Origin of the sequence: Kitasatospora sp. CM 4170 (assembly GCF_032110285.1) — a bacterium.
GTDB classification, from domain to species: Bacteria; Actinomycetota; Actinomycetes; order Streptomycetales; family Streptomycetaceae; genus Kitasatospora; species Kitasatospora aburaviensis.
This window is the reverse complement of the sequence record NZ_CP134877.1, coordinates 8,107,469-8,131,008: the sequence shown is the minus strand read 5'-3', so window position 1 is coordinate 8,131,008 and position 23,540 is coordinate 8,107,469. Positions and strand designations below refer to the sequence as shown.

Sequence of the window (23,540 nt, the reverse complement as noted above, 5' to 3'; positions counted from 1 at the left end):
CCCGTCATCGGGGGCGGCTGCGCCAGGATCGGGCGGCAGCCGCGTGCAGCGCTGCGGCCGCCGCGGCACCGACCACGTACCAGAACAGGTCCGGCGGATTGAAGGTCGAGCCCAGGACCAGCCGGGCGAGCGTGCTGCGCCGGCTGAGCTCGTCCGGCACACCGGTGAGCTGGAACAGCTCCACCGCCCAGCTCAGCCCGGCCGCCGCCAGGGCGGCGGGCAGCGGGCGCAGCCGCGGCGCGGCCAGCAGCACCAGGGCGTAGACCAGCACGGTGTAGAGCGCGTCGCCCGCGGCCTTGGCGAACTCACCGCCCGCCACCGCGCGTACGCCGAGGCCTGCCGCCACCGTCACGACCGCCGCCACCAGGGCCGCCGCACGCACGGCCCGCCTCCCCCGAAGATCATCCACACGGGCCAGCCTAGGGCGTCCCTTCGGCCGGGTGCTCCGAGTGTCGGGCAAGCCTGCTCCGAGTGCCGGGCAAGCCTGCTCGACGCGTCGTGCGATCAGGCTTCGAGGGCGTGTGCGCGGTGTTCACTGGGGGTGATCCCGTACGCCGCGCGGAAGGCGCGGCCGAAGGAGCCGGCATTGGAGAACCCCCAGCGGGCTGCGATCACCTGAACGGACTGGTCGCCCAGGCCCCGGTGCGCGAGATCGGCGTGGCAGCGTTCGAGGCGGCGTTGCCGAATGGTCGCCGCCACGCTGGCCGGCTGGTCACGGAAGAGGAGGTAGAGCGCGCGCAGCGAGATGTGGTGACGGTCGGCGATCGCCTGGGGCGTCAGCGCCGGGTCGCCGAGGTTGTGCTCGATGAAGCGGTCGATCCGTTGCAGCATCACCTGGGCGCGGGCCTCGGCAGGAGCCTTCTCCGGGGCGCCCAGCTGCTGGGCCAGGCAGGCCGTGGCCAGGTCGAGCGCGACGGCGCCGATCCCGGGCAGTTCCTCGGGGCCGCAGCCGGCGCCGAGGTCGAGCAGCGTTCCCATGAAGCGGGCGAGGATCGCCCCGGTGCCCCGCTGTGCGGGGATGCGCCGGGCGAGGAGTCCGTCCAGCCTGTCCGGGTGGAGCGGCAATTCGGACCGGGGCACCTGCAGCATCACCACCCGGACCGGTCGGCCGTCGCAGCCGGAGAAGTTCACCATCGGGCGCGAGGTGTCCGTCAGCACCAGGTCACCCGAGACCACGGACTCGTTGCGGAGCTGGGCGGTACGGATGGCGCCGTCCGTGATCAGCGCGAGCTGGTACTGCTCGGGATCCCCCTGCCGGACGTGGCAGGCGCTGCGGCTCGCCGACACCGGCGAGTAGGCGAAGCTCGACACCTGGACGGCTCCCAGCCCGACGCTCCTGATCTCCGCTCGGAAGCCGGCCGTGTGCTCCGCACGGATCGTGATGGGCATCAGGTCGCCCGACACCGCCTCGCAGAACCACTCGAACCGGTCCCCCGGCGGCACGACGGTCGACGACACGCACACCTCTCCCACCAGTACCTCCCCCTGCCCGACGAACACACCGACCCGCCCGGCCGCCGGCACGGCGGGATCGGTCGCGACCATCACCATGATCGATTGGCGCCCGTTCGGCAACTCGAATCCGGACGCCCGCCCGGATTTCCGGACGCGCCCCCGCGACGCCCCGGAACCGCCGCCACCCGCGTGGCGTCCCTCCCTCCCGACAGGTCGCCCCGACCGAGGGGTAGCCTGCTGCCCGGCCCGCCGAGGGGCCGGGTCCGCGCAGGTCGCGGACGGAACGACGGAAAGACGGGGCGGGGCGCAGTGACGCAGCTGACCGATGGGGTTGAGGGATCCGGCCTGGGGGCCGGCGCGCCAGGCGGCGGCCGGAAGGCCGGGCGGCGGTTCACGGTGGACGGGTTCGCACCGCGCCACGACGGCCGCGCCCGGGAACACGGCAAGGCGCTGCGCACACGCACCCCGCGCGAGCGGCACGCCGAGTTCGTGCCCACCGGCGACCGCCCGACCGCCGTCGAGGCGATCGAGGCGTCCAACGCCGGCCGGCTCACCGACCTGGTGCCGATCCGGCTCGGCCGGATGGCCGCCACCCCGTTCGCCTTCCTGCGCGGTTCGGCCGGCCTGATGGCCGCCGACCTCGCCGGCACCCCCGCCACCGGCGTCTCCGCGCAGCTCTGCGGCGACGCGCACGCGGCCAACTTCGGCCTCTACGGCGACGCCCGCGGCCGGCTCGTGATGGACATCAACGACTTCGACGAGACCGTCCCCGGCCCGTGGGAGTGGGACCTCAAGCGGCTCGCCGCCAGCCTGGTACTGGCCGGCCGCGAGATCGGCGCCGACGAGACCACCGCGCGCCGGGCCGCCTTCGACGCGGCCGGCTCGTACCGCCGGACCATGCGCGCGCTGGCCAAGCTCTCCGCCCTGGACGCCTGGAACGCCGTCGCCGACGAGCAGTTGGTCTCCTTCGCCCAGGCGCACGACCTGGCCGAGGTGCTGGAGCGGGTCGGCACCAAGGCGCTCGGCAACACCGGTGCCAAGTTCGCCGCCAAGTCCACCGTCCGCACGGAGGACGGCGGTTGGCAATTCACCGCGGCGCCCCCGGTGCTAAGCGAGGTGCCGGACACGACGGCCGCCGCGGTGGCCGCCTCACTCGGCCCCTACGTGCAGACCGTGCCGGCCGAGCTGCACCCGCTGCTCTCCCGCTACCACGTCCAGGACGTGGCGTTCCGCGTGGTCGGCACCGGCAGCGTCGGCACCCGCTCGTACGTCGTGCTGCTCACCGACCACCGTGACCAGGCGCTGGTACTCCAGGTGAAGGAGGCCCGCCCGTCCGTGCTGCTGCCGCACCTGGCCAAGGCGGGCCACCCGGTGCCGGCCGCCGCGATCGACGGCCACGAGGGCCGCCGGGTGGTGCTCGGCCAGAAGCGCATGCAGGTGGTCAGCGACACCCTGCTCGGCTGGACCACCGTCGACGGACTGCCCTACCAGGTCCGGCAGTTCCGCAACCGCAAGGGCAGCGTGGACCCGGCGGCGCTGCTGCCCGGCCAGCTCGACGACTACGCCCGGATCACCGGCGCCCTGTTGGCCCGCGCCCACGCGCACACCGCCGACCCCGGCGTGATCAGCGGCTACTGCGGCAAGAACGAGGCGCTGGACGAGGCGATCGCGACCTTCGCCGTCGCCTACGCCGACCGCACCGAGGCCGACCACGCCGACCTGCTGGCGGCGATAAGGGCGGGCCGCCTGCCGGCCGAGCACGGCATCTGATCGACCACCAGGAGGGTCGGGGCCTCGGGGCCTCGGGGCGTCAAGGCCTCGGGGCGTCAAGGCCTCGGGACCCCTGGACCTCAGGACCCACCACCCCGGCCGGCCGGATCGAGGAACGGCGCGACCAGCGCGACGTACTCGGCCGGCCGGCTGTGGTGCACCAGGTGCCCGGCGTCGATGGTGACCACCCGGCAGTCCGGGATCCGGTCCGCCAGCTCGGCGATCCGGTCCTGCGGGACGTGGCTGGTGGGACCGCCGGCCACCACCAGGGTGGGCGCGGTCACGGCGGCCATCCGCTCCAGCCAGACCGGGTCCGGGGTGTCGAGCTGCGCCTTGACCGCCCGCACCACCGCCCAGTCGAAGTCCACCGGCTCGGCCGGCGCCTCGGCCACCGGGCTCGCCGGCCGCGGGTACGGCACGGGGATGTCCTCCAGCACCAGCCGGCCGATCCGAGCGGGGTGCTCCTGCGCCAGCAGGTACGCGACGACGCCGCCCATCGAGTGTCCGACCACGTCCACCCGGTCGAGGCCGAGTGCGTCCAGGAAGCCGAGCACGTCGTCCCGCATCAGCTCGACCCCGTACGCGCCGGGCCGGCCGCTGTCGCCGTGGCCGCGCAGGTCGAGCGCGAAGACGTGGTGGTGCGGGGCGAGTTCCGGCAGCACGCCGTCCCAGTCCCGGGCCCGCTCGCCGAGCGCGTGCAGCAGCACCAGGGGCGGCGCCCCGGGCCTGCCGTGCTCCTGGTAGGCGAGGGTGACCCCGGGCAGGTCGACGGTCCGGTGGGTCCGGCGGGTCTCCCACCCCTGGTGGGTCCGGTGCCCCGCGCGCCCCTGGTGGGCGGGCCGGGCCGGAGTCCGGTGATCGGTCATGACAGCACCGTACCCGCGAACTCCGACCCCGCGGCCGCCCGTTCGCCCACCGCTCAAAAGCCCGTCGGCCGAAGGACCGCCGTGCAGGGGCCCGCCACGCGGGTCCCGCCGTCGAGGACCGGGGATCGGCGGCCGCCGGTCAACGCCCGCCGCCGGGTGCCGCGTCCTCCCGCACGCCGGGCGCCGGGGCCTCCGGAGTCGCGTCCACCCCCGCCGCGGGCGCCTCGCCGTCCCGCGCCGAGGCGCGGCCCGCGTACACCGAGGCCAGCACCGCCAGACCGGCCACCGCCGCGCAGACCGCGCTCGCATACGCGTACGCCGCGCGGTGCCCGCCGCCGCCCGCGGTGGCGCGCAGGTAGACGCCGGAGAGCGCGGAGACGCTCACCGCCGCCGCGATCCGCTGCGTCATCTGCAGGATCGCCCCGCTCACCCCGGCCGCCTCGGCCGGGGCGTGCCGCAGCACGAACGCCTGGTTGGTGGCGCCCATCACGCCGACCGCCGCCCCGCCGAGCAGTTGCAGGGCGGCGAGCAGCCAGGGCAGGGCGCCGGTCGGCCCCCACTGCACCACCAGTCCGCCGGCCAGCATCACCAACGCCGAGGCGACCATGCCCGCGGTGACGGTCCGGCGGCCGAAGCGCTGCACCACCCGCCAGGCCAGCGCGGAGGCGACGCCCATGGACATCGCCGAGGGCAGCGCGACCAGCGCCGCGCCGATCGGGGAGAGCCCGAGACCGTCCTGCAGGAACATCGCCAGCACCAGCCCGGCCGCGATGGAGGAGCCGAACTGGGCCATCGCCACCGCCGTACCCAGCGCGTACGGCGCGGAGCGGGTGAGCGCCGGGTGGATCAGCGGGTGCCCGCCGGCCCGGGCGTAGCGCCGCTGCCACCAGGCGAGCGCGCCGAGCAGCAGGCAGGCGCCGGCCGCGAACGCGAGCCAGCCGGTCCAGGCGGGCGGCTGGACGAAGGGCAGCATCAGCACCAGCGTCAGCGCGCCGACCAGCAGCAGGCCGACCAGGTCGAGGTCGGCGTGCCGGGCGCTGGGGCGCGGACGCGGCAGCCAGCGCGCCGCCAGTGCCACGGTGGCCAGGCCGAACGGGACGTTGAGCAGGAAGGTCAGCCGCCAGCCGGCCTCGGGGCCGACGGCGGCCAGCACCGCGCCGCCGATCGGCGGTCCGAGGGCGAAGGCGAGGCCGCCGGTCACGGCGTACATGCCGAGCGCCCGGGCGCGCAGCTGACCGTCGAAGACGTCCTGGAGGGTGCCGATCATCTGGGAGTTGACCAGACCGGCCCCCGCTCCCTGGAGCAGCCGGGCCGCCACCAGCACCCACGGCTCGGTCGCCGTCGCCGAGAGCACGCTGACCGAGGTGAACAGGGCCAGGCCCGCGACGAAGAACCACTTGCGGCCCCGCACGTCGCCGAGCCGCCCGCCCGGCACCAGGGCCAGGCCGAAGGCGAGCGAGAAGCCGGCCACGATCCACTGCAGGTGGGCGGGTTGGGCGTGCAGGCTCTCACGCAGCGCGGGTATGGAGGTGTTGAGCACGGACTGGTCGAGCAGGGTGGTGAACCCACCCGCGACACAGACCAGCAGGACGCGGCGCCCGGCGGCGTCGAACCGCTCCCGGGGCGCCGCCGGGGCGGGGTCGGCCGTCGACCGCTTCACGGGACGACCACCACCAGCGCGTACCGGGCCTCCGCCGGCCCCGGGCAGCGGAACCGGGTGGTCTCCGCGACGAACCGCAGGCAGTCCCCGGCCGCCAGCAGGTGCGGCTCACCGTCCACGGTCAGCTCCAACTCCCCCTCCAGCAGCCAGAGATGGTGTTCGAGCCCGGGGACGGACGGCCGGTCGTAGGCGAGGTCGGCACCCGCCGGCAGCCTGCCCTCGATCACCTCGGCCCGCAGCGACCCGTGCGGCGGCGACACCGACCGGCGCACGAACCCGGTCGCCTCGTCCCGCCACACCCGCTGCTCGCCCGCCCGCACCAGCCGGGCCGGCACCGACTCCACCTCGGCGAGCAGGCGCGACATCGTCCACCCGTACACCGCGCAGAGCCGCCCGAGCACCGCCGCCGTCGGGCTCACCTCCGCCCGCTCCACCCGCGACAGCGTCGACCGGCTGACATCCGCCCGCTGCGCCAACTCCTCCAGCGTCCACCCCCGTTCCACCCGCAACTCCGCCAACCGCGTCGCCAGCCGCTCATCAGCGGCGGTGTCGATTCCCATATTCGCGATGCTATCCCGGATATGAGATCACCGATACGGGGCCGGCGGGCCTGCAACCACCCCGCACCCCCGGGCACCCCCGCCGGACGGACGCGGGCGCCGGAGCCGGAAACGGTGGCGACCGGCCCGGCGGTGATCCGCTACGATCGCGCAGCCCGTGAACGTGTACACGGGGTGAAGACTGCGCGGGGGGACAGCTGGCATGAGCGAAGACGTCGTGGTGGCCGACAAGCGCGGGCCGAGTGCGTGGGCCCAGGCGGCGACGGCCCTACTGATGGTCGGGGGGACGGCGGCGGCGCTGTTGGGCCTGGGAGAGATCGGCGAGCAGGCCGCGGACGCGGACACGCCGGCCACGTGCCAGGCGGCCACGGACACGGACACGCCCGAGTACCCGGCGCTCTGTGCCGCGCTCAACCGGCCGGACTTCCCGGCCCTGGCCGGCATGCCGACCGAGCACGTCTCCCACGCGCAGTCCGGGGGCGGAACGATCACCTTCGTGGACGGAACGAAGAAGCGCAACGCCACCGCGGAGGTACAAATCGGCACGCTCCAGGTGCGGATCTCCGACCTCCACGACCTCCCGGTGCAGGACTACCTCGTCCTGGGCGGCGGCCCGACCACCCGCACCACGTTCCTCGGCCACCCCGCGATGACCTACTCCGATCACACCGCCGCGATCTACCTCAACCTCGGCGGCGGCAAGGCCACCACCGGCACCGGCGGCATCGCCCGGCACCTCGTCGTCGGGAAGGACGCCACCGCCGACGGCGGGTCGTACGAGCTCACGATCTGGCACCAAGACAGCGCCATCCCCGACGACGCGGCGCTGTTCCGGATCGCCGAGAAGGTGCTCCCGACACTCCAGGGCTGGACCGCGGGCCGGTAGCAGCGCCGGAGGCCGCGCCTCCACCGCCGGTCGGACCGTGCGCGGGCGACCGGAGCATGCGCGGCGCAGGCCTGCGATCACGGAGAGTCATACGCCTTCGGAACCCCTCCCACCTGGTCATATGATGTGCGCCGCCAGGGCCGATCAAGCCCTGGTCGGATGAGGGGGGATCATGTTCGGCATCATCAGACCGTGTCGTCACCGGCTCTCGGAGCGGTTGCAGACCTCGTGGATGGCGCACCTGTGCGGGCTCTGCCTGGCACTGCGGGACGACCACGGCCAGCTGGCGCGGACCGCCACCAACTACGACGGCCTGATCATCTCGGTGCTCGTCGAGGCGCAGAGCGCCGCGGACGACGCCTCCTGGCGCCGCACCGCCGGGCCCTGCCCGCTCCGGGGGATGCGCACCGCCTCGGTCGCCAAGGGGGAGGGTGCCCGGCTGGCCGCGGCGGTCTCGCTGGCGCTCGCCTCGGTGAAGATCCGCGACCACGTCGAGGACCGCGACGGCGTCTTCGCCCGCCGGCCGGTGGCGGCCGGCGCGCGGGCGGTGACCAGGCGCTGGGACCGCAAGAGCGCGGGCAGCGCGTCGTCCGTCGGATTCGACACGGCCGTGCTGCTCGACGCCGCGGCCCGCCAGGGCGAGCTGGAGCGCTCGCTGGCGCCGGGCGGCTCGGTGCTGCTGGTCACCGAGCCCACCGAGAGCGCCACCTCGGCGGCCTTCGCGCACACCGCGGAGCTGGCCGGCCGGCCCGGCAACGCCGCGCCGCTGGCCGAGGCGGGGCGGCTGTTCGGGCGGCTGGCCCACCTGCTGGACGCGGCCGAGGACCAGACCGCGGACGCCGCGAGCGGCGCCTGGAACCCGCTCACCGCGACCGGCACCGACCGGGCGGAGGCCGAACGGCTCTGCCGGGACGCCGTGCACGGCATCCGACTCGCACTGCGCGACGTGGAGTTCACCGACCGCGCGCTGGTCCACGTCCTGCTCGGGCACGAGACGGAGCGCGCCGTCGACCGGGTCTTCGGCCAGGCCGCGCACGCGGCGTCCTGCCGCACCAAGGCCGCACCGGGCGGCACCGCGCCCCACGCCGCGGCGCACGACGCCCAGCCGCACGCCGCACCGCACGCCGCCAACCCGTACCAGTCGCCGCCCCGGCAGGACCCGAACCAGGCTCCCCCGGCCGGCCCCGGGGCGCCGATCCCACCGTGGGTGCCGCAGGGCCCGGGCTTCACCCCGCCCGGCGCACCGCGCCCACCCCGGCGCAACCTGCTCTCCGGCTGCGCGATCTGGGCCCTGATGGCCTGCTCGTGCCAGCTGATGTGCTGCGACCACAACGACCCGTTCTCGCGCGAGCCCCGCGAGGGCTGGTGCGCCCGGCAGGACTGCGGCTGCGGGCAGTGCGACTGCAGCGGCTGCAGCAACTGCGACGGCTGCTGCCAGTGCTGCGGCGACGACGGCTGCTGCGACGGCTGCGGGTGCGACGGCTGCTGCGACGGAGGCTGCGACTGCGGCGGGTGCAACTGAGCCCGTGTTCGTGAGCGGCTCGCCGGCACGGTGGCGACAGGCGCACCGCACCGCACCGGCGAGCCGCTCTCCTTCCCCCGCAACAACATGACGGACGGTCAACACAGCGGGAGCAGCCGGCTGTTGCCATCCTCGCAGGCCAGGCCAGCCACCGGCACACCCTTCACCATCGACCCCTGTCGGTGATATCCGGCGATCCGTCCCCATATCCGTGCATTAGAGTGGCGTTCTAAACGGGGCCGGGGCGATCGGGGGATCATGCGGAACGCCGGTTTGGTGCATCAGGTACGGATGCTGCGGGCGGGAGTGGGCGACCCTGCGTTGATGGTGGCCCAGTTCCGGTTGAGTGCCGTACTGGTGCCGCGTTGGGGCGAGGAGGCGGTGTGGACCGCCGACCACGAGGGCCTGCGGTGGATCTACGCGTTCACGTCGGAAGAGGAACTCGCGGCGTTCGCACGGCTGAAGGAGCTTCCGGTGGACGGCCTGCCGTATCTGACGGTACTGGGCTCCCGGTTGCTGGACGTGGCGGTGCCCGCGCTGGGGATGCCCGGCGGCGTGGCGTTGGACGTGGCGGGGGCGGAGCCGATGTTCTTCCCCCCGATGCGGGGGATCGTGCCGGACGAAGTGGCCCTGGACGGGGCAGCGGTGTCGAAGGGGGAAGGCTGAGATGGCGGGGACGGGGTTCGGGGTTGATCCGCAGGCGCTGAAACTGGCGGAGGAGGGCATCAACGGGGCGATCGAGGAGCTGCAGAAGCTGGGGATCGCGGGTTTCGCGGAGTCCGGGCGGGGGTTCTCGGAGCTGGAGATGACCGGTATGGAGGCCGGTGACCCGGATCTGGGGACCGTGTTCACCGAGTTCTGCGAACGCTGGTCGTGGGGCGTGCGGAAGCTGGTCCAGGAGGGCACCACGATCGCGGGCAAGCTCGGGCTGTCGGCCGGTTACTACCACGAGCAGGAGAAGTACGCGAACGGCCTGTTGAAGGACGTCGTCGCGGCCGGCATCGGGAATCCGCACCAGACGGAGGAGCAGATCGAGGGCAAGTCCTGGGACCAGGTGTTGGGTGACAACCCGTACACCCAGATCACCAATCCGGACTTCTCCCCGGAGTCCGCGGACAAGGCCTTCGACAACATGAAGAAGACCTGGAAGGACGTCGCGAAGGAGAAGGCCGAGGGTCCGTTCGGGATCAACAAGGCGATCGCCGAGGCGGCGGGGGGCAACGGCTGATGGGCCTGCACTTCAGCATCACCGATGTGGTGGACGCGGCCGACACCTTCGTCGACGTGCACGTCAAGGCGGGTGCCAAGGTCCTGCAGAAGGGCTCGCACCTGACCGGTGACCTGCTGGACGAAGTCGGCCTGCACGGTGCGGCCCAGAAGGTCAACGGGTGGGGCGACGACGTCGCGGACGAGGCCGGCCTGAAGGTCGGCGAGCGCAGCCTCAAACAGACCGACGACCCGAAGGAGCTGGTCCACGGGGACGCGAAGAAGCTCAACGAGGTCGCCGGGCACCTGAAGAAGTTCCACGACGCGTTCGACAAGACCGGCAGCGGCCTGGCCAGGCTCGACCACGAGCACTGGACCGGGGACGCGGCCGAGGCCTTCCGGAAGGCGTTCCAGCCGCAGCCCAAGCAGTGGCTGACCGCCGCCGACGCGTGCGGCAAGGCCGCCGCCGCGCTGGAGACCTTCGCGCACACGGTCACCTGGGCGCAGGGGGAGGCCGCGGAGGCCGCCAGGATGTGGAAGGCCGCGAAGAAGAAGTCCGACGCGGCGGCCAAGGCGTGGCTTGAGCACGCCATGACGTACAACCTGCAGGTCAAGGCCTACAACGCGACTCCCGCGGACCAGCGGCCGACGCAGAAGCCGGTCGATCCGGGCGAGTTCAAGGACCCGGCGCAGGCCGAGTTCGAGCAGGCCGAGGAGAAGCTGGACGCAGCCCGCACCCAGCGGGACTCCGCCGCTCGCACCGCCACTGCCGCGATCGCCGCGCTGGTGCAGTCGGCGCCGAACATGCCGAGCAAGATGCAGATCCTCAAGGCCGACGTCATGGACGGTCTGGCGGGCGCACCGGTGATGTACCAGCACTTCACCGGTGGTCTGATCAAGAGCGGTACCGACCTGCTCAAGCTCGGCCGCTCGCTCAACCCCTACGACCCGTACAACCTCACCCACCCCGCCCAGTACCTCGACGGCCTCTCCACCATCACCGCGGGGCTGATCAAGGCCGGTGACCACCCCGTCGACCTGCTCAAGGGCCTGGTCGGCAGCGGGTGGGGCAACGACCCGTCCGAGGCGGGCGGAAGGCTCGTCGGCGACCTCCTCATCGGCGCCGGTACCGGTGGCGGCGGTACCGCCGCCACCGTCGCCGAGCGCGAGGCCGCCGCCGTCGCCAAGAACGCCGCCGAGAAGGCCGCGAAGGAGTCCGCGGAGAAGGCGGCCCAGGAGGCTGCGGAGAAGGCCGCGAAGGAGTCCGCGGACAAGGCGGCCCAGGAGGCTGCGGAGAAGGCCGCGAAGGAGTCCGCGGACAAGGCGGCCAAGGAGGCCGCCGAGCAGGCGGCCGCCAAGGCCGCCAGTGACGCCGACAAGTTGAAGGCGGCCGTCAACAAGGACATCAACATCGATGACATCACCCACGATCCGGTGTGGCGTGACAGCAAGGAGCCGCTCTGGCGGTACGACGACCGCCATCCGGAGGAGATCTTCGGGTCCGACAAGCCCGGGTTCGCGCCGCGGAGCAACACGGAGCACAACCTTCGCGGCTACGCGCACGCGAACTGGGACTCGATCTACGTCGGGACGAGCAAGGACCCTGCCTACTCGCTGGGCCGGAACTACAAGTACGAGGTCGACGCGCCGGGTGGCATCGACATCAACGCCACGTTCAAGAACGGCGACTACCCGCACGCGCACGAGAGCGAGATCGCCTTCCCCGGCGGCATCAGGGCGGAGAACGTCAAGGGCGCCTGGCGGCTCGACGAGAACCGGCAACCGTTGGAGTGGATTCCGAATCCGCGCTACCAGCCGGCCGCCGGCGCGAACCCGCCGCTGCCGTAGGCCCGGACCATCCCGTGACCCCGTTCGGCAACCGTGAGAGGCACAACACATGACCAAACCGTCCGACGGCCCGGCCGATCCGCCCGTGACCGACGCCCTGCGGGCCGAAGCCCGTCGTCGGCGCGGGGGCTGGATCTACTCGATCGACCCGGCCTTCGACCCGAACGGGGAGGTTCCCAACCACGCGGTCATCGGCGGCTGGCAGGTGGACGCCAACGGCGCGCTGGTCCGCTTCCTCCACAACCCCAACTACCGCCCCTCACCGCAGAGCCGGGGCTGGGCCAGGCCGGAGACCGAGGCCGAGGAGGCGTTGCAGTGGGCTGCGACGGGGTACTGGGGCGAGGAGAGGCTGAAGGCCGCACTGCTCGACGCGGAGCTGCTCGTGTTCGCAGAACCCGGCCCGATGAACCTGCACGTGGTACCGGGACCGGACGGACGGAGCGTTCTGGAGGCGTGTACGTCGGAGCGCCATCTGCCCGGCCACTGGCCCGGGTTCAGCCGGATCACGGGACGGCGGCTGGCGGAGCTGACACGTGGCCTGGACCTGCGTGTGAACCCCGGCGCCACCCCGTCGGTCACGCTCCCCCTCGACGACCTGGCGGGCTGAGCGGCGGCGGCTGCCGGGGTCAGCGGACCTCGGCAGCGGCCGTGACGGGAGCCCGCAGCGATTCCGGCAGCAGGGGGCTGTTCTTCCAGAATCCGAGCATCTCCAGGAGGATCCCCCAGGCGCGGGCCGCGGCGTGGGCGGCCCGGGGGGTCGTCCGCTCGTCGCCGAGCACCGTGACGTACCTGACGGCCATCCTGGTCCAGGCGCTGTAGACGGCGTACGTCGTCGGTTCCATCCCCCGGTTCATCCGCTCGATCTCCGCCTGCCGCTCGATGGTCGTCACGAAAGTCCGCAGGTCGCGGTATTGCGTGGCGGTGGGCAGGTCCGGTTCTGTGCTCAAAGGTGCTCCCCGTCGGTTCCCTCGGTCGCCCCGAAGGATACCGGCGCCGGCAGGCTGATCCGGGCCAGGCCTTCCGCGAGGACGCAGACGACGTCGCCGGGGGCAGTGGCCAGAACGGTGCGGACGGGCGTTCCGAGACGGACGTCGACCGCCGGGCCGTTCCGGTCGACGGGAACGGCCCTCAGGAGTCCGTCCTCCCAGGCCATGGCCAGGAAGAGGCCGGAAGGAGTGTTCGTCAGGCTCACCGAGACGACCGCACGGGCACGCTCGGCGATGCTGCCGGGCATCGGCGGCAGGCCGGGACGCCAGGCGCGGACCCGGCCGTCGGCGCCTCCGCTGACGACGAGTGACCGGGCCTTCGCCTCGTCGCCGGGGAGCAGGACGCCGCTCAGGGCGGTGACCGGCCCCCGGTGGAGCGGCTCGGCACAGGCCTCCCCCGGCGCGAACCAGTGCACCGTCCCCGTTCCGTCGCCGACCGCCGTGAGCTCGGCCGATGCCGTCCACCGGCCCGTCGCGGGCGGTGGGAGCCGCAGGTCGCCGGTGAGCAGCCGCACCTCGCCGTCGGGGCCGAACGCCGCGACCGTCCCGTCCGGGTGACAGGTGAGCGCGGTCAGGTCGGCCGGTCCGACGAGCGCCCTGCGGTCGAGAAGCCGCCCCGTGGCCAGGTCGACCAGGTGTACGCCGCCGGTGACGTCCGCCACCAGGATCCGGCCGTCGAACGCCCCCCGGCCGAGGGCCGCCGCGACGAGCGGGGCGTCCGCCTCCGCGGGCCCGCAGAACCACTCCGCGTGCCAGGGCGCACCGGAGACCGGCGGGAAGGTGTGGTCGGTGCCGCCCTCCAGCAGACGCACCCTCAGGATCTCGGCCCGCGAGGCGCCGGCGTCCTCCCCCAGCAGGGCGGGGCCGGCCACCTGCCACGCGGTGCGGAGAGGGCTGTCGCCGTGGGAGCCGAATGCCGCCGCCACGGCGAGCGGATCCGCGCAGGCGATGAACAGCGGGTCTTCGAGCAGCTGTTCCGCCATTCCGGCCCGGACGCACTGGCCGAGGAGAAGGCCGAGCCGGTCGGAGTCCGCGCTCAGGAGGTCCGGAGCGCCGTCGGCCGCCCGGGGGACGGTTGCGGCGAGGGCGCGGGCGACGTCGGTCGGGTCCAAGGGGGCGGCGCCGGCCGTCACGACCTGTCGGAGCGGACCGACGGGCAGCCACCACGTGTCGCCGGCCGGGGAGTCCGCCGGCAGCCGGTCCACGGCCCGCTCGACGGCTGCGGGATCGGCCAGGACCGCCCACTCCTGCCGGGTGAGGGGTCGCACCGCGGCCGTCAGCGCGCCCACGGCCGGACGCACCTCGTCCGGCAGCGAGGCCCACCACGCCGCGGGCACGTCCGGGCCGAGCGGGCCGACCGGGCCGACCGGGCCGACCGGGCCGACCGGGCCGACCGCCGGCAGCATGGCCCCGGCCGGGACCTTGGCCGCGAGCAGGGCCAGACCCGGGCTCGGGTACACCTGCTCGGCACTGAACGGAGAACCTGCGCGCCGCCGGTCGTACCAGGAGGCGAAGCGCCCGGCGTCCGTCCACCGTGCCTCGTCCAGCGCCAGCACCGCCGGCTGCCCGGCCACCGGCAGGGCTCCGGGCGACTCGACGACCATCCGGACGCGGGGCACCTCCGACAGCGGGCCCACCAGGAGCTCGGCCACCGCCTCCGGCTCGGCCGAGCGGTTGAGATCCCACAGGAACAGCAGCCAGGGGCGGTCCGCCGCACGCAGCCCGGCGACGAGCTCCGCGGGCGTGCGCGCCCACACACCCAGGCGGGCGGCGATGCTCCACGTGGCGCTCCGGACGGTCGCTCCCGCCAACGACACCGCAGCGTCGGGCCGTTGCGCCGCGGGCGTGGCAGGGTCCGAGCAGGCGGTGGCCAACCAGGTCAGCAGTCGGGTCTTGCCGATGCCGGCCGGGCCGGTCACCTGGCACACCCGGGGCGCCCGGGCGTCGTCCAACAGGGCCAGCAGTGCCCGACCCGCAGGACGGCGACCGGCGCCCAGAGGCGGTATCCAGCGCGTGGTCGTGTCCATCCAGCGCGTGGCCGTGTCCACCCGGTCTCCCCCACTCACCCGTTCAGCGATCATGATCATACGACCCCAAAGGGGTTGTTCATACACGGATCCGACCCAACGGGTTCTTACCGGGCCCTGGTCGCGCCCTTGAACACGCCGCCGCCCTCGGACCGTTCGCCGGGCGCCTGCTCAACCGGGCGTTGCTGCACGCCCTCTGGACGCGGGCTGTCCTGAGCATGTAAAACATCTCTCCCGGCGGCTTCTTCGCACAGCGCCACCCCCACACCGCTCGCGCACCCGGTCGGCGCCCGCGCCGACACCCCTGCCGACACCGTGACCGGCTCCCCCCTTCGCCGGCACCGCTGCCGGCGCCCGCGTTCCCCACCCGCGTTCGCCCGCCCGCGGCCAGGTCCGCCCGGCCGTGCCGCGCCCGAGCGCCGACTCCCCCCGCCGCTGCCGCCGTTCACCGCGCACCGCCGCCGCATCCCTCGCCGGCGCGCCGCCCTGCCGCACCTCGGCACCCCGTGCCGCAGGTGGTGGCGCGCGCCGCCGCCGCGGCCACCGCCGAGAACCGAGGAGCACCATGACGTTCCGTCTCCGCACCACCGCAGCAGCCGTCGCCGTCGTCGTCGCGGCCACCACCTTCACCGCCGCCGCCCTCCCCGGCAGCGCGTTCGCCGCCCCCGCCGCGGCTCCCGCGCCCGCCGGAGCAGCCGCCACCGCGGTCGCGGTGGGCCAGGCCGACGCCGCGCTCACGGCCAACGCGGCCCGGCTCGGCGTGACCGCGCAGCAGGGCCGCACCGTGCGCGACGTGGTCACCGACGCCGACGGCACCCAGCACGTCCGCTACGACCGCACCTATGCGGGCCTGCCGGTGCTCGGCGGCGACCTCGTCGTCCACCTCTCCCCCGGCGGGGCGTTCCGCGGCGCCGACCGGGCCGCGGCCGGCGACCTCGCCGTACCCACCACCCGGCCCGCCGTCCCGGCCGCCAACGCGCAGGCGCAGGCCGTCCGGGCGCTCGGCGGGTCCGCCCGCCAGGCCGGGGCCAAGGCCGAGCTGGTGGTCGACGCGCTGCACGGCGCGCCCCGACTCGCCTGGCAGACCACCGCCGCCGGGCAGGACTACCTGGGCAACCCGGTGGCCCGCACGGTGCTCTCCGACGCCGCGACCGGTGCGGTGATCGACGCCTGGGACGCGATCGAGACCGCCACGGGCGACGGCGCCTCGCTCTACAGCGGCACCGTCCCGCTGGAGACCACCGCGGCGAGCGGCGGCTTCCAGCTCAAGGACCCGACCCGGGGCAACACCTACACCGGCGACGCCCAGAACAAGACCGACCTCTGCTTCGGCACCATCTGCTTCAGCCGGGCGCCCGCCGTGGTGTTCACCGACGCCGACAACCACTGGGGCACCGGCGCCACCGCCGACCGCTCCACCGCCGCCGTCGACGCGCAGTACGGCACGAACACCACCTGGGACTACTACAAGAACGTCCACGGCCGCAGCGGCATCGGCGGCGACGGCAAGGGCTCGTACAACCGCGTCCACTACGGGAGCAACTACAACAATGCCTTCTGGCAGGACAGTTGCTTCTGCATGACGTACGGCGACGGCGACGGCACCACCTTCGGCCCGCTGGTCTCGCTGGACGTGGCCGGGCACGAGATGTCGCACGGCGTCACCTCGCGCACCGCCAAGCTCGTCTACTCCGGGGAGTCCGGCGGGCTCAACGAGGCCACCTCCGACATCATGGGCACCCTGGTCGAGTTCTACGCCGCCAACCCCTCCGACCCGGGCGACTACCTGATCGGCGAGGAGATCGTGAAGTCCGGGTTCGGCAAGGCCGCCCTGCGCTTCATGGACCAGCCCTCCAGGGACGGCAAGTCGGCCGACTGCTGGAGCTCCGGCGTCGGCAACCTCGACGTGCACTACTCCTCGGGCGTGGCGAACCACTTCGCCTTCCTGCTCGCCCAGGGCAGCGGCGCCAGCACCGTCAACGGGGTCCAGTACAACAGCCCCACCTGCAACGGCTCGACCGTCACCGGTATCGGCCGGGACAAGCTCGGCGCGATCTGGTACCGGGCGCTCAGCGTCTACATGACCTCCGGCACCAACTACGCCGGGGCCCGTACGGCGACCCTCAAGGCCGCCACCGACCTCTACGGCGCCGGCAGCGCGGAGTACGCCGCGGTCGCCGCCGCCTGGTCGGCCGTCGCGGTCAACTGACCGGCACCGCCGCCCTCGCCGACCGGCCCGGAGTGCCCGTGCACCCCGGGCCGGTCCGCGCCTCCGGTCGCCCGGCTCCCGTCGATCGCCCCCGCCGCGCCCGCGGGCACCGGCCCGCGCTGCCAGAGCGGCAGCACGGACACCGGCCGGCCGGGCCCCCCGTCACCCACCCGAGCCCGCCGTCTCCGCCAGCAGGGCCGCCCGCTGCGCCATCAGGGCCGCCCGTTCGCCGAGCAGCGCCTCCCGGTCCGCGGCCAGCGAGCCCTCCAGCCGCGCCAGCAGCACCCGGAACTGCTCGACGTCCTGCTCCGTCATCCGCCCCTCGGCCCGCACCCGGTTCTCCCCCATGCCACGCCCACCCCAACTCTCGCCCGCTGCCTCAGCCATGACGCGACGCTACGCGCCGACGATCAACGGCCGATAAACGAGCCGCGGGACGCACCGCGTGGGTTGCGAGACCTCAGTAACGCCGTTATTGTCGAGTAACAGCGTTATCCACGGGAGGGGAACCATGAGCGCCACCGCACCGAACGCGACCGGCACCGACACCGCCGAGGCCATCGGGACCGCCGGAACCACGGGGGCCGTGACGGCGGCCGGAATCGCCGTCGTCGAGCTGACGGTCCTGGACGACCACGCCGAGAGCCGGGTCACCGCCGAGCTCCGGCCCACCGAGGACGGCGCGCACCCGCACATCCGGCTCTCCTTCCCGGACGTCGAGCGCGCCCTGGGCTTCACCCGCAAGCCGCAGGGCTGGTGCCGGGGCGACGTCTGCGTGCCGGCGGCGGCCGTCGCGGAGATCGAGGACCCCGCCGCCGGGACGCTGGACGTGACGGCGTTCGCCGCCCTGCTGGACCGGCCGGTCGCGAGCGAACTCGCCGCCGGGGTCGTGGCGTTCGGCGCGACGGCCGGCGACCGGTCGGCGGTCCTGGCGGGCGGCACGGCCCCCGACTTCACACTTCCGGACGTCGACGGCGTGCCGCATTCGCTCGGCGAGCTGCGCGGGCGCAAGGTGGCCCTGGTCTTCTGGGCGTCCTGGTGCGGCTGCCGCTACGACCTCCCGGAGTGGGAGCGCCGCCACGCCGAGCTGGCCGGCGAGGGGTTCTCGGTGCTGAGCATCGCGGTGGACCGCCGGATCGAGGACGCCGCGCCGTGGATCGCCGAGGCCGCACCCACGCACCCCGCACTGGTCGACGTCGACGGCCGGGTCGCGGACCTCTACCAGTTGCTCAACGTCCCCACCGTGGTCTGGGTCGACGAGGAGGGCCGCATCGCCCGCCCGAACGACACCCAGTTCGCCACCGACCTCTTCCGCTCGATGAGCGGCCTGGACTCCGCGAAGGCGCTCGACGCGCTGCGGCGCTGGGTCACCACCGGCGACTCGGGCCTCGGCCCGGAGACGGTCTCCGAGCTGACCCGGACCGGCACGGCCGAGCAGCAGCAGGCCCGTACCGAGGCCGCCCTGGCACTGTGGCTGCTGCGCCACGGCCGGCAGGAGGCGGCGGAGCGGCACTTCACGGCCGCTGCGGAGCTGGCTCCGGAGGACGTCACCACCTGGCGCAGCGCCATGCCGCTGCTGGGCGTCGACCCCATGGGCGAGGAGTACTTCGCCCGGCGGACGGCGCTGGAGGAAGCCGGCGTGCCCATCTACCGGCCGCTGCCGGACTGGCAGTAGCCGCCCGGGCTCGCGCAACGGCACCGGCGGGCACGGGTACCGCCGGTACCGTCCCGGCTCCCGGTCAGCACGGGTACCGACCGAACCGCGCGGCCCGCCCCACGACAACAGCCCCCGGTCTCCAGGAGGATCGTCCCCATGCCCGCCAAATCACCGACCGGGGCCTTCGCCCGGGCCCAGGCCCGTGGCGAGTCGGCCCTCCGCACCGCCATGCTCGACATCGCCGCCGAACTGCTGGCCACCGAAGGCCCTGCGGCGCTGAGCATGCGCCGACTGGCCGCAGCCGCCGACTGCTCGACCACCGTCCTCTACCGCCTGTTCGGCGCCAAGGAGGGCATCGCGGCGGCACTGTACCGCGAGGGCTTCGCCCGGCTGCACCGCCGCCTGGAGGAGGTGCCCCGCGACGATGACCCGGCCGCGTACCTCGCCGCCGTCGGCCGCGCCTATCGCGCCGGCGCCGTGGAGCAGCCGAACTTCTACAGCGTCATGCACGGCGAGGGCATCCCCGGGTTCGTCCCCGACGAGGCCTCCCGCGCCGTGGCCACCGCGAGCCTGGACGTCCTGCGCGAGGCCGCCCGCGCCTGCATCGAGGCCGGGGTGTTCAGGGCGGACGCCGACGCCGACGAAGTCGCCGACACGCTGTGGGCGGCGGCGCACGGGGTGATCAGCCTGGAGCGCGGCGGGCACTTCCCGGGTGCCCTCGGCGAGCAGCGGTACCGGACCCTCACCGCGGCCGCCGCGGCGGCGTTCCTGGCCTGAGCACCGCGCCGCGGTCAGGCGCGGCCGAGCACCCGGTCGACCGTGATCTCGATGACCACTCGGTCCGGGTTCACCCGCGGCTCGCGGTAGCGCTCGGTGTACCGCCGCTCCGCGTCGGCCACCGCCTCCGGCGCGTCCCGGACGACGGCCACGCCCTCCAGCGTCGACCAGCGGGCCCGGTCCACCTGGCAGACCGCCACCCGCATCCCGGCCTCCCCCGCCGCCAGCACGTTGCGCACCTTGCGGCTGGTCCGGCTGCTGATCACCCGCGCGACACCGGTCTCCGGCTGGTACGTCACCCCCACCGGCACCACGTGCGGCGAGCCGTCCGGGCGGGCGGTGGTGAGGGTGGCGATGTGGCGCTCGCGCCAGAAGGCGAGGAAGGCGTCGTCGAGGTCGCGCGGATCATGGGCCATGGCCGCGATCGTACGTCGCCCGCCCCGGTGCGCGGGCACCGGGGCGGGGCGGGACACGTACGATCGCGCGGCCGTCGGCGGACCGCCGACGAACGGCGCGGCTCAGTGACCGCGGGCGATCCAGTCCGGCAGCGCCGGGGCCTCGTCCCCGATCGTGGTCGGGTCACCGTGCCCGGTGCGGACCACCGTCCCGGCCGGGAGCGTGAGCAGCCGGTCGCGGATCGAGTCGATGATGGTCGGGAAGTGCGAGAACGACCGGCCGGTCGCGCCCGGACCGCCCTGGAAGAGCGTGTCGCCGGTGAACACCGTGCCGAGGTCCGGCGCGTACAGGCAGACCGCGCCCGGCGCGTGGCCGGGGGTGTGAAGCACGGTCAGCGCGGTACCCGCGACCTCGATCCGCTGCCCGTCGGCGAGCTCGCCGTCCGGCAGCCGGTCGGGGTGGGTGAGCTTCCACAGCGGGAGGTCGTCGGGGTGCAGCAGGATCGGCGCGCCGGTGCGCTCGGCGAGCGCCGGTGCGGCGTCGATGTGGTCGTTGTGCGCGTGGGTGGAGACGATCGCCAGCAGCCGGCGGCCGCCGAGCGCCGTCGCGATGGCGTCGGCGTCGTGGGCGGCGTCGATCACCACGGCCTCGGCGTCGTCGCCGACGATCCACACGTTGTTCTCCACCTCCCAGCTGCCGCCGTCGAGTTCGAAGGTGCCCGCGGTGACCAGCCGGTCGATCCGCACCGCGCCGCCGGCCTTCTCGTCGTGGACCGCGCCGCTCACAGGACCACCACCGAGCGGAGCACGTCGCCCTCGTGCATGCGCGCGAACGCCTGCTCCACGCCGTCGAGTTCGATGGTCTCGGTGACGAACGCACCGAGGTCCAGGCGGCCTTGGAGGTAGAGGTCGATCAGCATCGGGAAGTCCCGCGAGGGCAGGCAGTCGCCGTACCAGGAGGACTTCAGCGCGCCGCCGCGGCCGAACACGTCGAGGAGCGGCAGCTCCAGCTTCATCTCCGGGGTCGGCACGCCGACCAGGACGACGGTACCGGCGAGGTCGCGGGCGTAGAACGCCTGGGTGTACGTCTCCGGGCGGCCGACCGCCTCGACCACGACGTCCGCGCCGTTGCCGTCGGTCAGCGCACGGATCGCCTCGACCGGGTCGGTGGTACGGGAGTTGACGACGTGGGTGGCGCCGAGCTTCTGCGCACCGGCGAGCTTGCGGTCGTCGATGTCCACCGCGATGATCTTCGCCGCGCCGGCCAGCCGGGAGCCGAGCACGGCCGCCCCGCCGACCCCGCCGCAGCCGATCACGGCGACCGAGTCGCCCCGGCCGACGCCGCCGGTGTTGATCGCGGCACCGATGCCCGCCATCACGCCGCAGCCCAGCAGGCCCGCGACGGCCGGCTCGGCGGCCGGGTCGACCTTGGTGCACTGGCCGGCCGCGACCAGGGTCTTCTCGGCGAAGGCGCCGATGCCCAGGGCCGGGGAGAGCTCGGTGCCGTCCAGCAGGGTCATCTTCTGCTTCGCGTTGTGGGTGGCGAAGCAGTACTGCGGCCGCCCGCGCTTGCAGGCGCGGCACTGGCCGCAGACCGCACGCCAGTTGAGGACGACGAAGTCGCCGGGCCCGACCTCGGTCACGCCCTCGCCGACCGACTCCACGATGCCCGCGGCCTCGTGGCCCAGCAGGAACGGGAACTCGTCGTTGATGCCGCCCTCGCGGTAGTGGAGGTCGGTGTGGCAGACGCCGCAGGCCTGGATCCGGACCACCGCCTCGCCCGGCCCGGGGTCGGGCACGACGATCGTCGTCACCTCCACGGACGCGCCCTTGGCGCGCGCGATGACTGCCTTGACCTGCTGGGCCATCCGATTCCACCTCCGTCGGCCGGGGCGACTCTGCACCCGGCGTGACCTGCGTCGACCTGTGCCGACGTGTGTCGGCCGGCGTCGAACGAGCTGCCCACGAAGCGTATCGTCCGGGGCCGGCCGGGACCGACGAACGGCGGCGGTGATCCGGACCGCCGCCGAATCGGCCCTGCCACGCACCCGGTCCTGCCGCTGCTTCACCCCCAGTCCTGCCGCGCGGTCCTGCGCCCGTTCGGTCGCCGGTTCACCTCCGGACCCGCCACCGCTTCACCTCCGGGCCCGCCGCCGTTCCGCGGCCGTTCCGCCGCCCGGCCCCGCAGGGGCGCGAGGACCGAACCGAGCGCCCGTCATCGTCCCCCGGTCCCCCCGGCGTTGGCTGGAATCATTGCTGACTGTGGCGCGGCGCCCACGTACGGTCGTACCGAACCCGACCCGTCCGACCCACGCGCCCCGCCCGCTCGCCCCGCCCGTCACCACGCGCGCCCCCGGGCCGACCCCGTCCGACGCGTGCCCGCCTGCCTCCCCGGACCCAACCCGTCCGAGCCGTCCCCGCGCACCTCCCCGGATCCACCCCCCGCCGGGCCGCCCCGCGCGACCCACCGCCCTGGAGTCTGGAGTACGGATGTCCGCCGAGAACAGTGCCACCGCCCCGACCGCCGCGGACGCCGCGGCGCCGCTGCCCCCACTGCACTGCCTGCGCCTCCTCGAACCGGGCCCGCCGCGGCTCGGCAAGCTGCCCACCGGCACCCCGGTCTGGCTGGTCAGCCGGCACGCCGACGTCCGCCAGGTGCTCACCGACCCGCGGATGGGCCGCGCCGCGCTGTACGCGCCGGACGCGCCCGCCGTCGCGCTCGTCCCCAACATCCTGGGCGACCCCGAGGCCATGCTGAACCTCGACGGCACCGACCACCAGCGGCTGCGCCGGACCGTGCAGCGGGCGTTCACCCCGCGCGCGATCGAGCGCTGGCGGCCGTGGGTGGCCTCGGTGGTCGAGCACCTGCTGGACGAGCTGATCGACCAGGGCTCGCCCGTCGACCTCGTCGCCGCCTACACCCGCCCGCTGCCGGTGGCCGTGATCAGCAAGCTGATGGGCCTGGACGGCCTGGACGGCAAGCGCCTCGCCCACTGGAGCGACCACGCGCTCTCCACCACCGCCTACACCGCCGAGGCGGTCGGGGCGGCGCTCGCCGACTTCGCCGCGTTCGGCGCCGAGCTGATCGCGCAGCGCCGGGCCTCCCCCGGCGACGACCTGGTGAGCGGGCTGCTCGCGGCCGCCGAGGAGAGGGGCGACATCAGCGAGAAGCAGCTGGTCTCGCTCGTGATCGGTCTGGTGGTGGCCGGGCACGAGACCACCATGACCACCCTCGGCAACGCCCTGGTCTACCTCCTCGGCGACGGCCGGGACGCCTGGCAGCGGCTCGCCTCGGACGAGCAGAGCGCGACCGCGGCCACCGAGCAGCTGCTGCGCGCCGTCCCGCTCGGCGACGGCCAGCACCTGCCGGGGCTGCTCCGGCGGGCCGTCGCGGACGTCGAGATCGGCGGCGTGGCGATACCGGCCGGCAGCGTGGTCGCCGCCGACACGACCGCGGCCAACCACGACCCCGGGGTCTTCACCGGCGACCTGCTGACCGAGCTCTTCGCCCCGCTCGCCGCGCCGCTGCTCACCTTCGGCGCCGGGCCGCACCACTGCCTCGGGGCCTGGCTGGCCCGGATGGAGCTGGAGCTCGCCCTGCACCGGCTGGCCCGCCGGCTGCCCGCGCTGCGGCTGACCGAGCCGGTGGCGTCCCTCGACTGGCGGCGCGGCCTGCTGACCCGCAGCCCGCAGAGCCTGCCGGCCGCCTGGTGACG

General features: G+C 74.3%; 22 protein-coding genes. 11 read left to right on the top strand and 11 right to left on the bottom strand.

The window, feature by feature from the left end:
* Positions 1-4: 4 nt before the first annotated feature.
* Positions 5-382 (bottom strand): DUF2809 domain-containing protein, encoded by a 378-nt coding sequence (locus tag RMN57_RS33845; RefSeq protein ID WP_313767107.1) that lies wholly within the window; start codon positions 380-382, stop codon positions 5-7.
* Positions 383-504: 122 nt separating this feature from the next.
* Positions 505-1,458 (bottom strand): helix-turn-helix domain-containing protein, encoded by a 954-nt coding sequence (locus RMN57_RS33840; protein ID WP_313767106.1) that lies wholly within the window; start codon positions 1,456-1,458, stop codon positions 505-507.
* Between the two features lie 306 nt (positions 1,459-1,764).
* On the opposite strand from RMN57_RS33840, the gene RMN57_RS33835 reads away from it, so the two are divergent.
* Entirely contained in the window at positions 1,765-3,225 is a 1,461-nt protein-coding gene (locus RMN57_RS33835) for a DUF2252 domain-containing protein (RefSeq protein ID WP_380235804.1), read from the top strand.
* An 80-nt stretch (positions 3,226-3,305) separates the two neighbouring features.
* On the opposite strand, the gene RMN57_RS33830 is transcribed toward RMN57_RS33835, so the two are convergent.
* The 3 genes from RMN57_RS33830 to RMN57_RS33820 form a co-directional block, all read right to left on the bottom strand.
* Positions 3,306-4,091: an alpha/beta fold hydrolase gene (locus tag RMN57_RS33830; RefSeq protein WP_313767104.1), complete on the bottom strand. Its 786-nt coding sequence runs from the start codon at positions 4,089-4,091 to the stop codon at positions 3,306-3,308.
* 139 nt (positions 4,092-4,230) lie between these two features.
* Positions 4,231-5,751, bottom strand: coding sequence for an MFS transporter (locus tag RMN57_RS33825; RefSeq protein ID WP_313767103.1), 1,521 nt, complete (start codon positions 5,749-5,751; stop codon positions 4,231-4,233).
* Entirely contained in the window at positions 5,748-6,311 is a 564-nt protein-coding gene (locus tag RMN57_RS33820; RefSeq protein WP_313767102.1) for a helix-turn-helix domain-containing protein, read from the bottom strand. The genes RMN57_RS33825 and RMN57_RS33820 overlap by 4 nt, the downstream gene beginning before the upstream one ends.
* A gap of 202 nt (positions 6,312-6,513) precedes the next feature.
* Between RMN57_RS33820 and RMN57_RS33815 the strand changes: the two genes are divergently transcribed.
* The 6 genes from RMN57_RS33815 (at position 6,514) to RMN57_RS33790 (ending at position 12,380) form a co-directional block, all read left to right on the top strand.
* Positions 6,514-7,197 (top strand): DUF6215 domain-containing protein, encoded by a 684-nt coding sequence (locus RMN57_RS33815; RefSeq protein ID WP_313767101.1) that lies wholly within the window; start codon positions 6,514-6,516, stop codon positions 7,195-7,197.
* Between the two features lie 172 nt (positions 7,198-7,369).
* A complete protein-coding gene (locus RMN57_RS33810) occupies positions 7,370-8,719 on the top strand; it encodes a DUF5685 family protein (RefSeq protein WP_313767100.1) in 1,350 nt (449 codons plus the stop codon).
* 324 nt (positions 8,720-9,043) lie between these two features.
* Entirely contained in the window at positions 9,044-9,385 is a 342-nt protein-coding gene (locus tag RMN57_RS33805) for an SseB family protein (protein WP_313767099.1), read from the top strand.
* A 1-nt stretch (position 9,386) separates the two neighbouring features.
* Positions 9,387-9,947, top strand: coding sequence for a hypothetical protein (locus RMN57_RS33800; protein ID WP_313767098.1), 561 nt, complete (start codon positions 9,387-9,389; stop codon positions 9,945-9,947).
* Positions 9,947-11,773: a putative T7SS-secreted protein gene (locus tag RMN57_RS33795; RefSeq protein WP_313767097.1), complete on the top strand. Its 1,827-nt coding sequence runs from the start codon at positions 9,947-9,949 to the stop codon at positions 11,771-11,773. Before RMN57_RS33800 ends, RMN57_RS33795 begins: the two co-directional genes overlap by 1 nt.
* Positions 11,774-11,822: 49 nt before the next feature.
* Positions 11,823-12,380, top strand: coding sequence for a type VII secretion system-associated protein (locus RMN57_RS33790; RefSeq protein ID WP_313767096.1), 558 nt, complete (start codon positions 11,823-11,825; stop codon positions 12,378-12,380).
* A gap of 19 nt (positions 12,381-12,399) precedes the next feature.
* On the opposite strand, the gene RMN57_RS33785 is transcribed toward RMN57_RS33790, so the two are convergent.
* Together RMN57_RS33785 and RMN57_RS33780 are read right to left on the bottom strand one after the other, a co-directional pair.
* Positions 12,400-12,720 carry a hypothetical protein gene (locus tag RMN57_RS33785; protein WP_313767095.1) on the bottom strand — a complete coding sequence of 107 codons (321 nt, stop codon included), beginning with the start codon at positions 12,718-12,720 and terminating at the stop codon, positions 12,400-12,402.
* Complete coding sequence (locus RMN57_RS33780) at positions 12,717-14,807, bottom strand: hypothetical protein (protein WP_313767094.1); 2,091 nt, start codon at positions 14,805-14,807, stop codon at positions 12,717-12,719. The genes RMN57_RS33785 and RMN57_RS33780 overlap by 4 nt, the downstream gene beginning before the upstream one ends.
* A gap of 544 nt (positions 14,808-15,351) precedes the next feature.
* Between RMN57_RS33780 and RMN57_RS33775 the strand changes: the two genes are divergently transcribed.
* The gene (locus RMN57_RS33775) at positions 15,352-16,995 is read left to right on the top strand and encodes a M4 family metallopeptidase (protein WP_313767093.1); all 1,644 of its coding nucleotides are present in this window, start codon (positions 15,352-15,354) and stop codon (positions 16,993-16,995) included.
* 162 nt (positions 16,996-17,157) lie between these two features.
* Here the strand turns inward: RMN57_RS33775 and RMN57_RS33770 are convergent, their stop codons facing one another.
* Positions 17,158-17,382, bottom strand: a complete 225-nt coding sequence (locus tag RMN57_RS33770) for a hypothetical protein (RefSeq protein ID WP_313767092.1) — start codon at positions 17,380-17,382, stop codon at positions 17,158-17,160.
* A gap of 214 nt (positions 17,383-17,596) precedes the next feature.
* Between RMN57_RS33770 and RMN57_RS33765 the strand changes: the two genes are divergently transcribed.
* On the top strand, positions 17,597-18,670 hold the full coding sequence (locus tag RMN57_RS33765; protein WP_313768053.1) for a TlpA disulfide reductase family protein: 1,074 nt from the start codon (positions 17,597-17,599) through the stop codon (positions 18,668-18,670).
* Between the two features lie 138 nt (positions 18,671-18,808).
* The gene (locus RMN57_RS33760) at positions 18,809-19,429 is read left to right on the top strand and encodes a TetR/AcrR family transcriptional regulator (RefSeq protein WP_313767091.1); all 621 of its coding nucleotides are present in this window, start codon (positions 18,809-18,811) and stop codon (positions 19,427-19,429) included.
* A 14-nt stretch (positions 19,430-19,443) separates the two neighbouring features.
* Here RMN57_RS33760 and RMN57_RS33755 read toward each other — a convergent pair whose 3' ends face one another.
* From RMN57_RS33755 to RMN57_RS33745, 3 genes are all read right to left on the bottom strand, one after another.
* Positions 19,444-19,845 (bottom strand): TIGR03618 family F420-dependent PPOX class oxidoreductase, encoded by a 402-nt coding sequence (locus tag RMN57_RS33755; protein ID WP_313767090.1) that lies wholly within the window; start codon positions 19,843-19,845, stop codon positions 19,444-19,446.
* A 102-nt stretch (positions 19,846-19,947) separates the two neighbouring features.
* Entirely contained in the window at positions 19,948-20,610 is a 663-nt protein-coding gene (locus RMN57_RS33750) for an MBL fold metallo-hydrolase (RefSeq protein WP_313767089.1), read from the bottom strand.
* Positions 20,607-21,692: an S-(hydroxymethyl)mycothiol dehydrogenase gene (locus tag RMN57_RS33745; protein ID WP_313767088.1), complete on the bottom strand. Its 1,086-nt coding sequence runs from the start codon at positions 21,690-21,692 to the stop codon at positions 20,607-20,609. The genes RMN57_RS33750 and RMN57_RS33745 overlap by 4 nt, the downstream gene beginning before the upstream one ends.
* 622 nt (positions 21,693-22,314) lie before the next feature.
* On the opposite strand from RMN57_RS33745, the gene RMN57_RS33740 reads away from it, so the two are divergent.
* Positions 22,315-23,538 carry a cytochrome P450 gene (locus RMN57_RS33740; protein ID WP_313767087.1) on the top strand — a complete coding sequence of 408 codons (1,224 nt, stop codon included), beginning with the start codon at positions 22,315-22,317 and terminating at the stop codon, positions 23,536-23,538.
* Positions 23,539-23,540 lie beyond the last annotated feature (2 nt).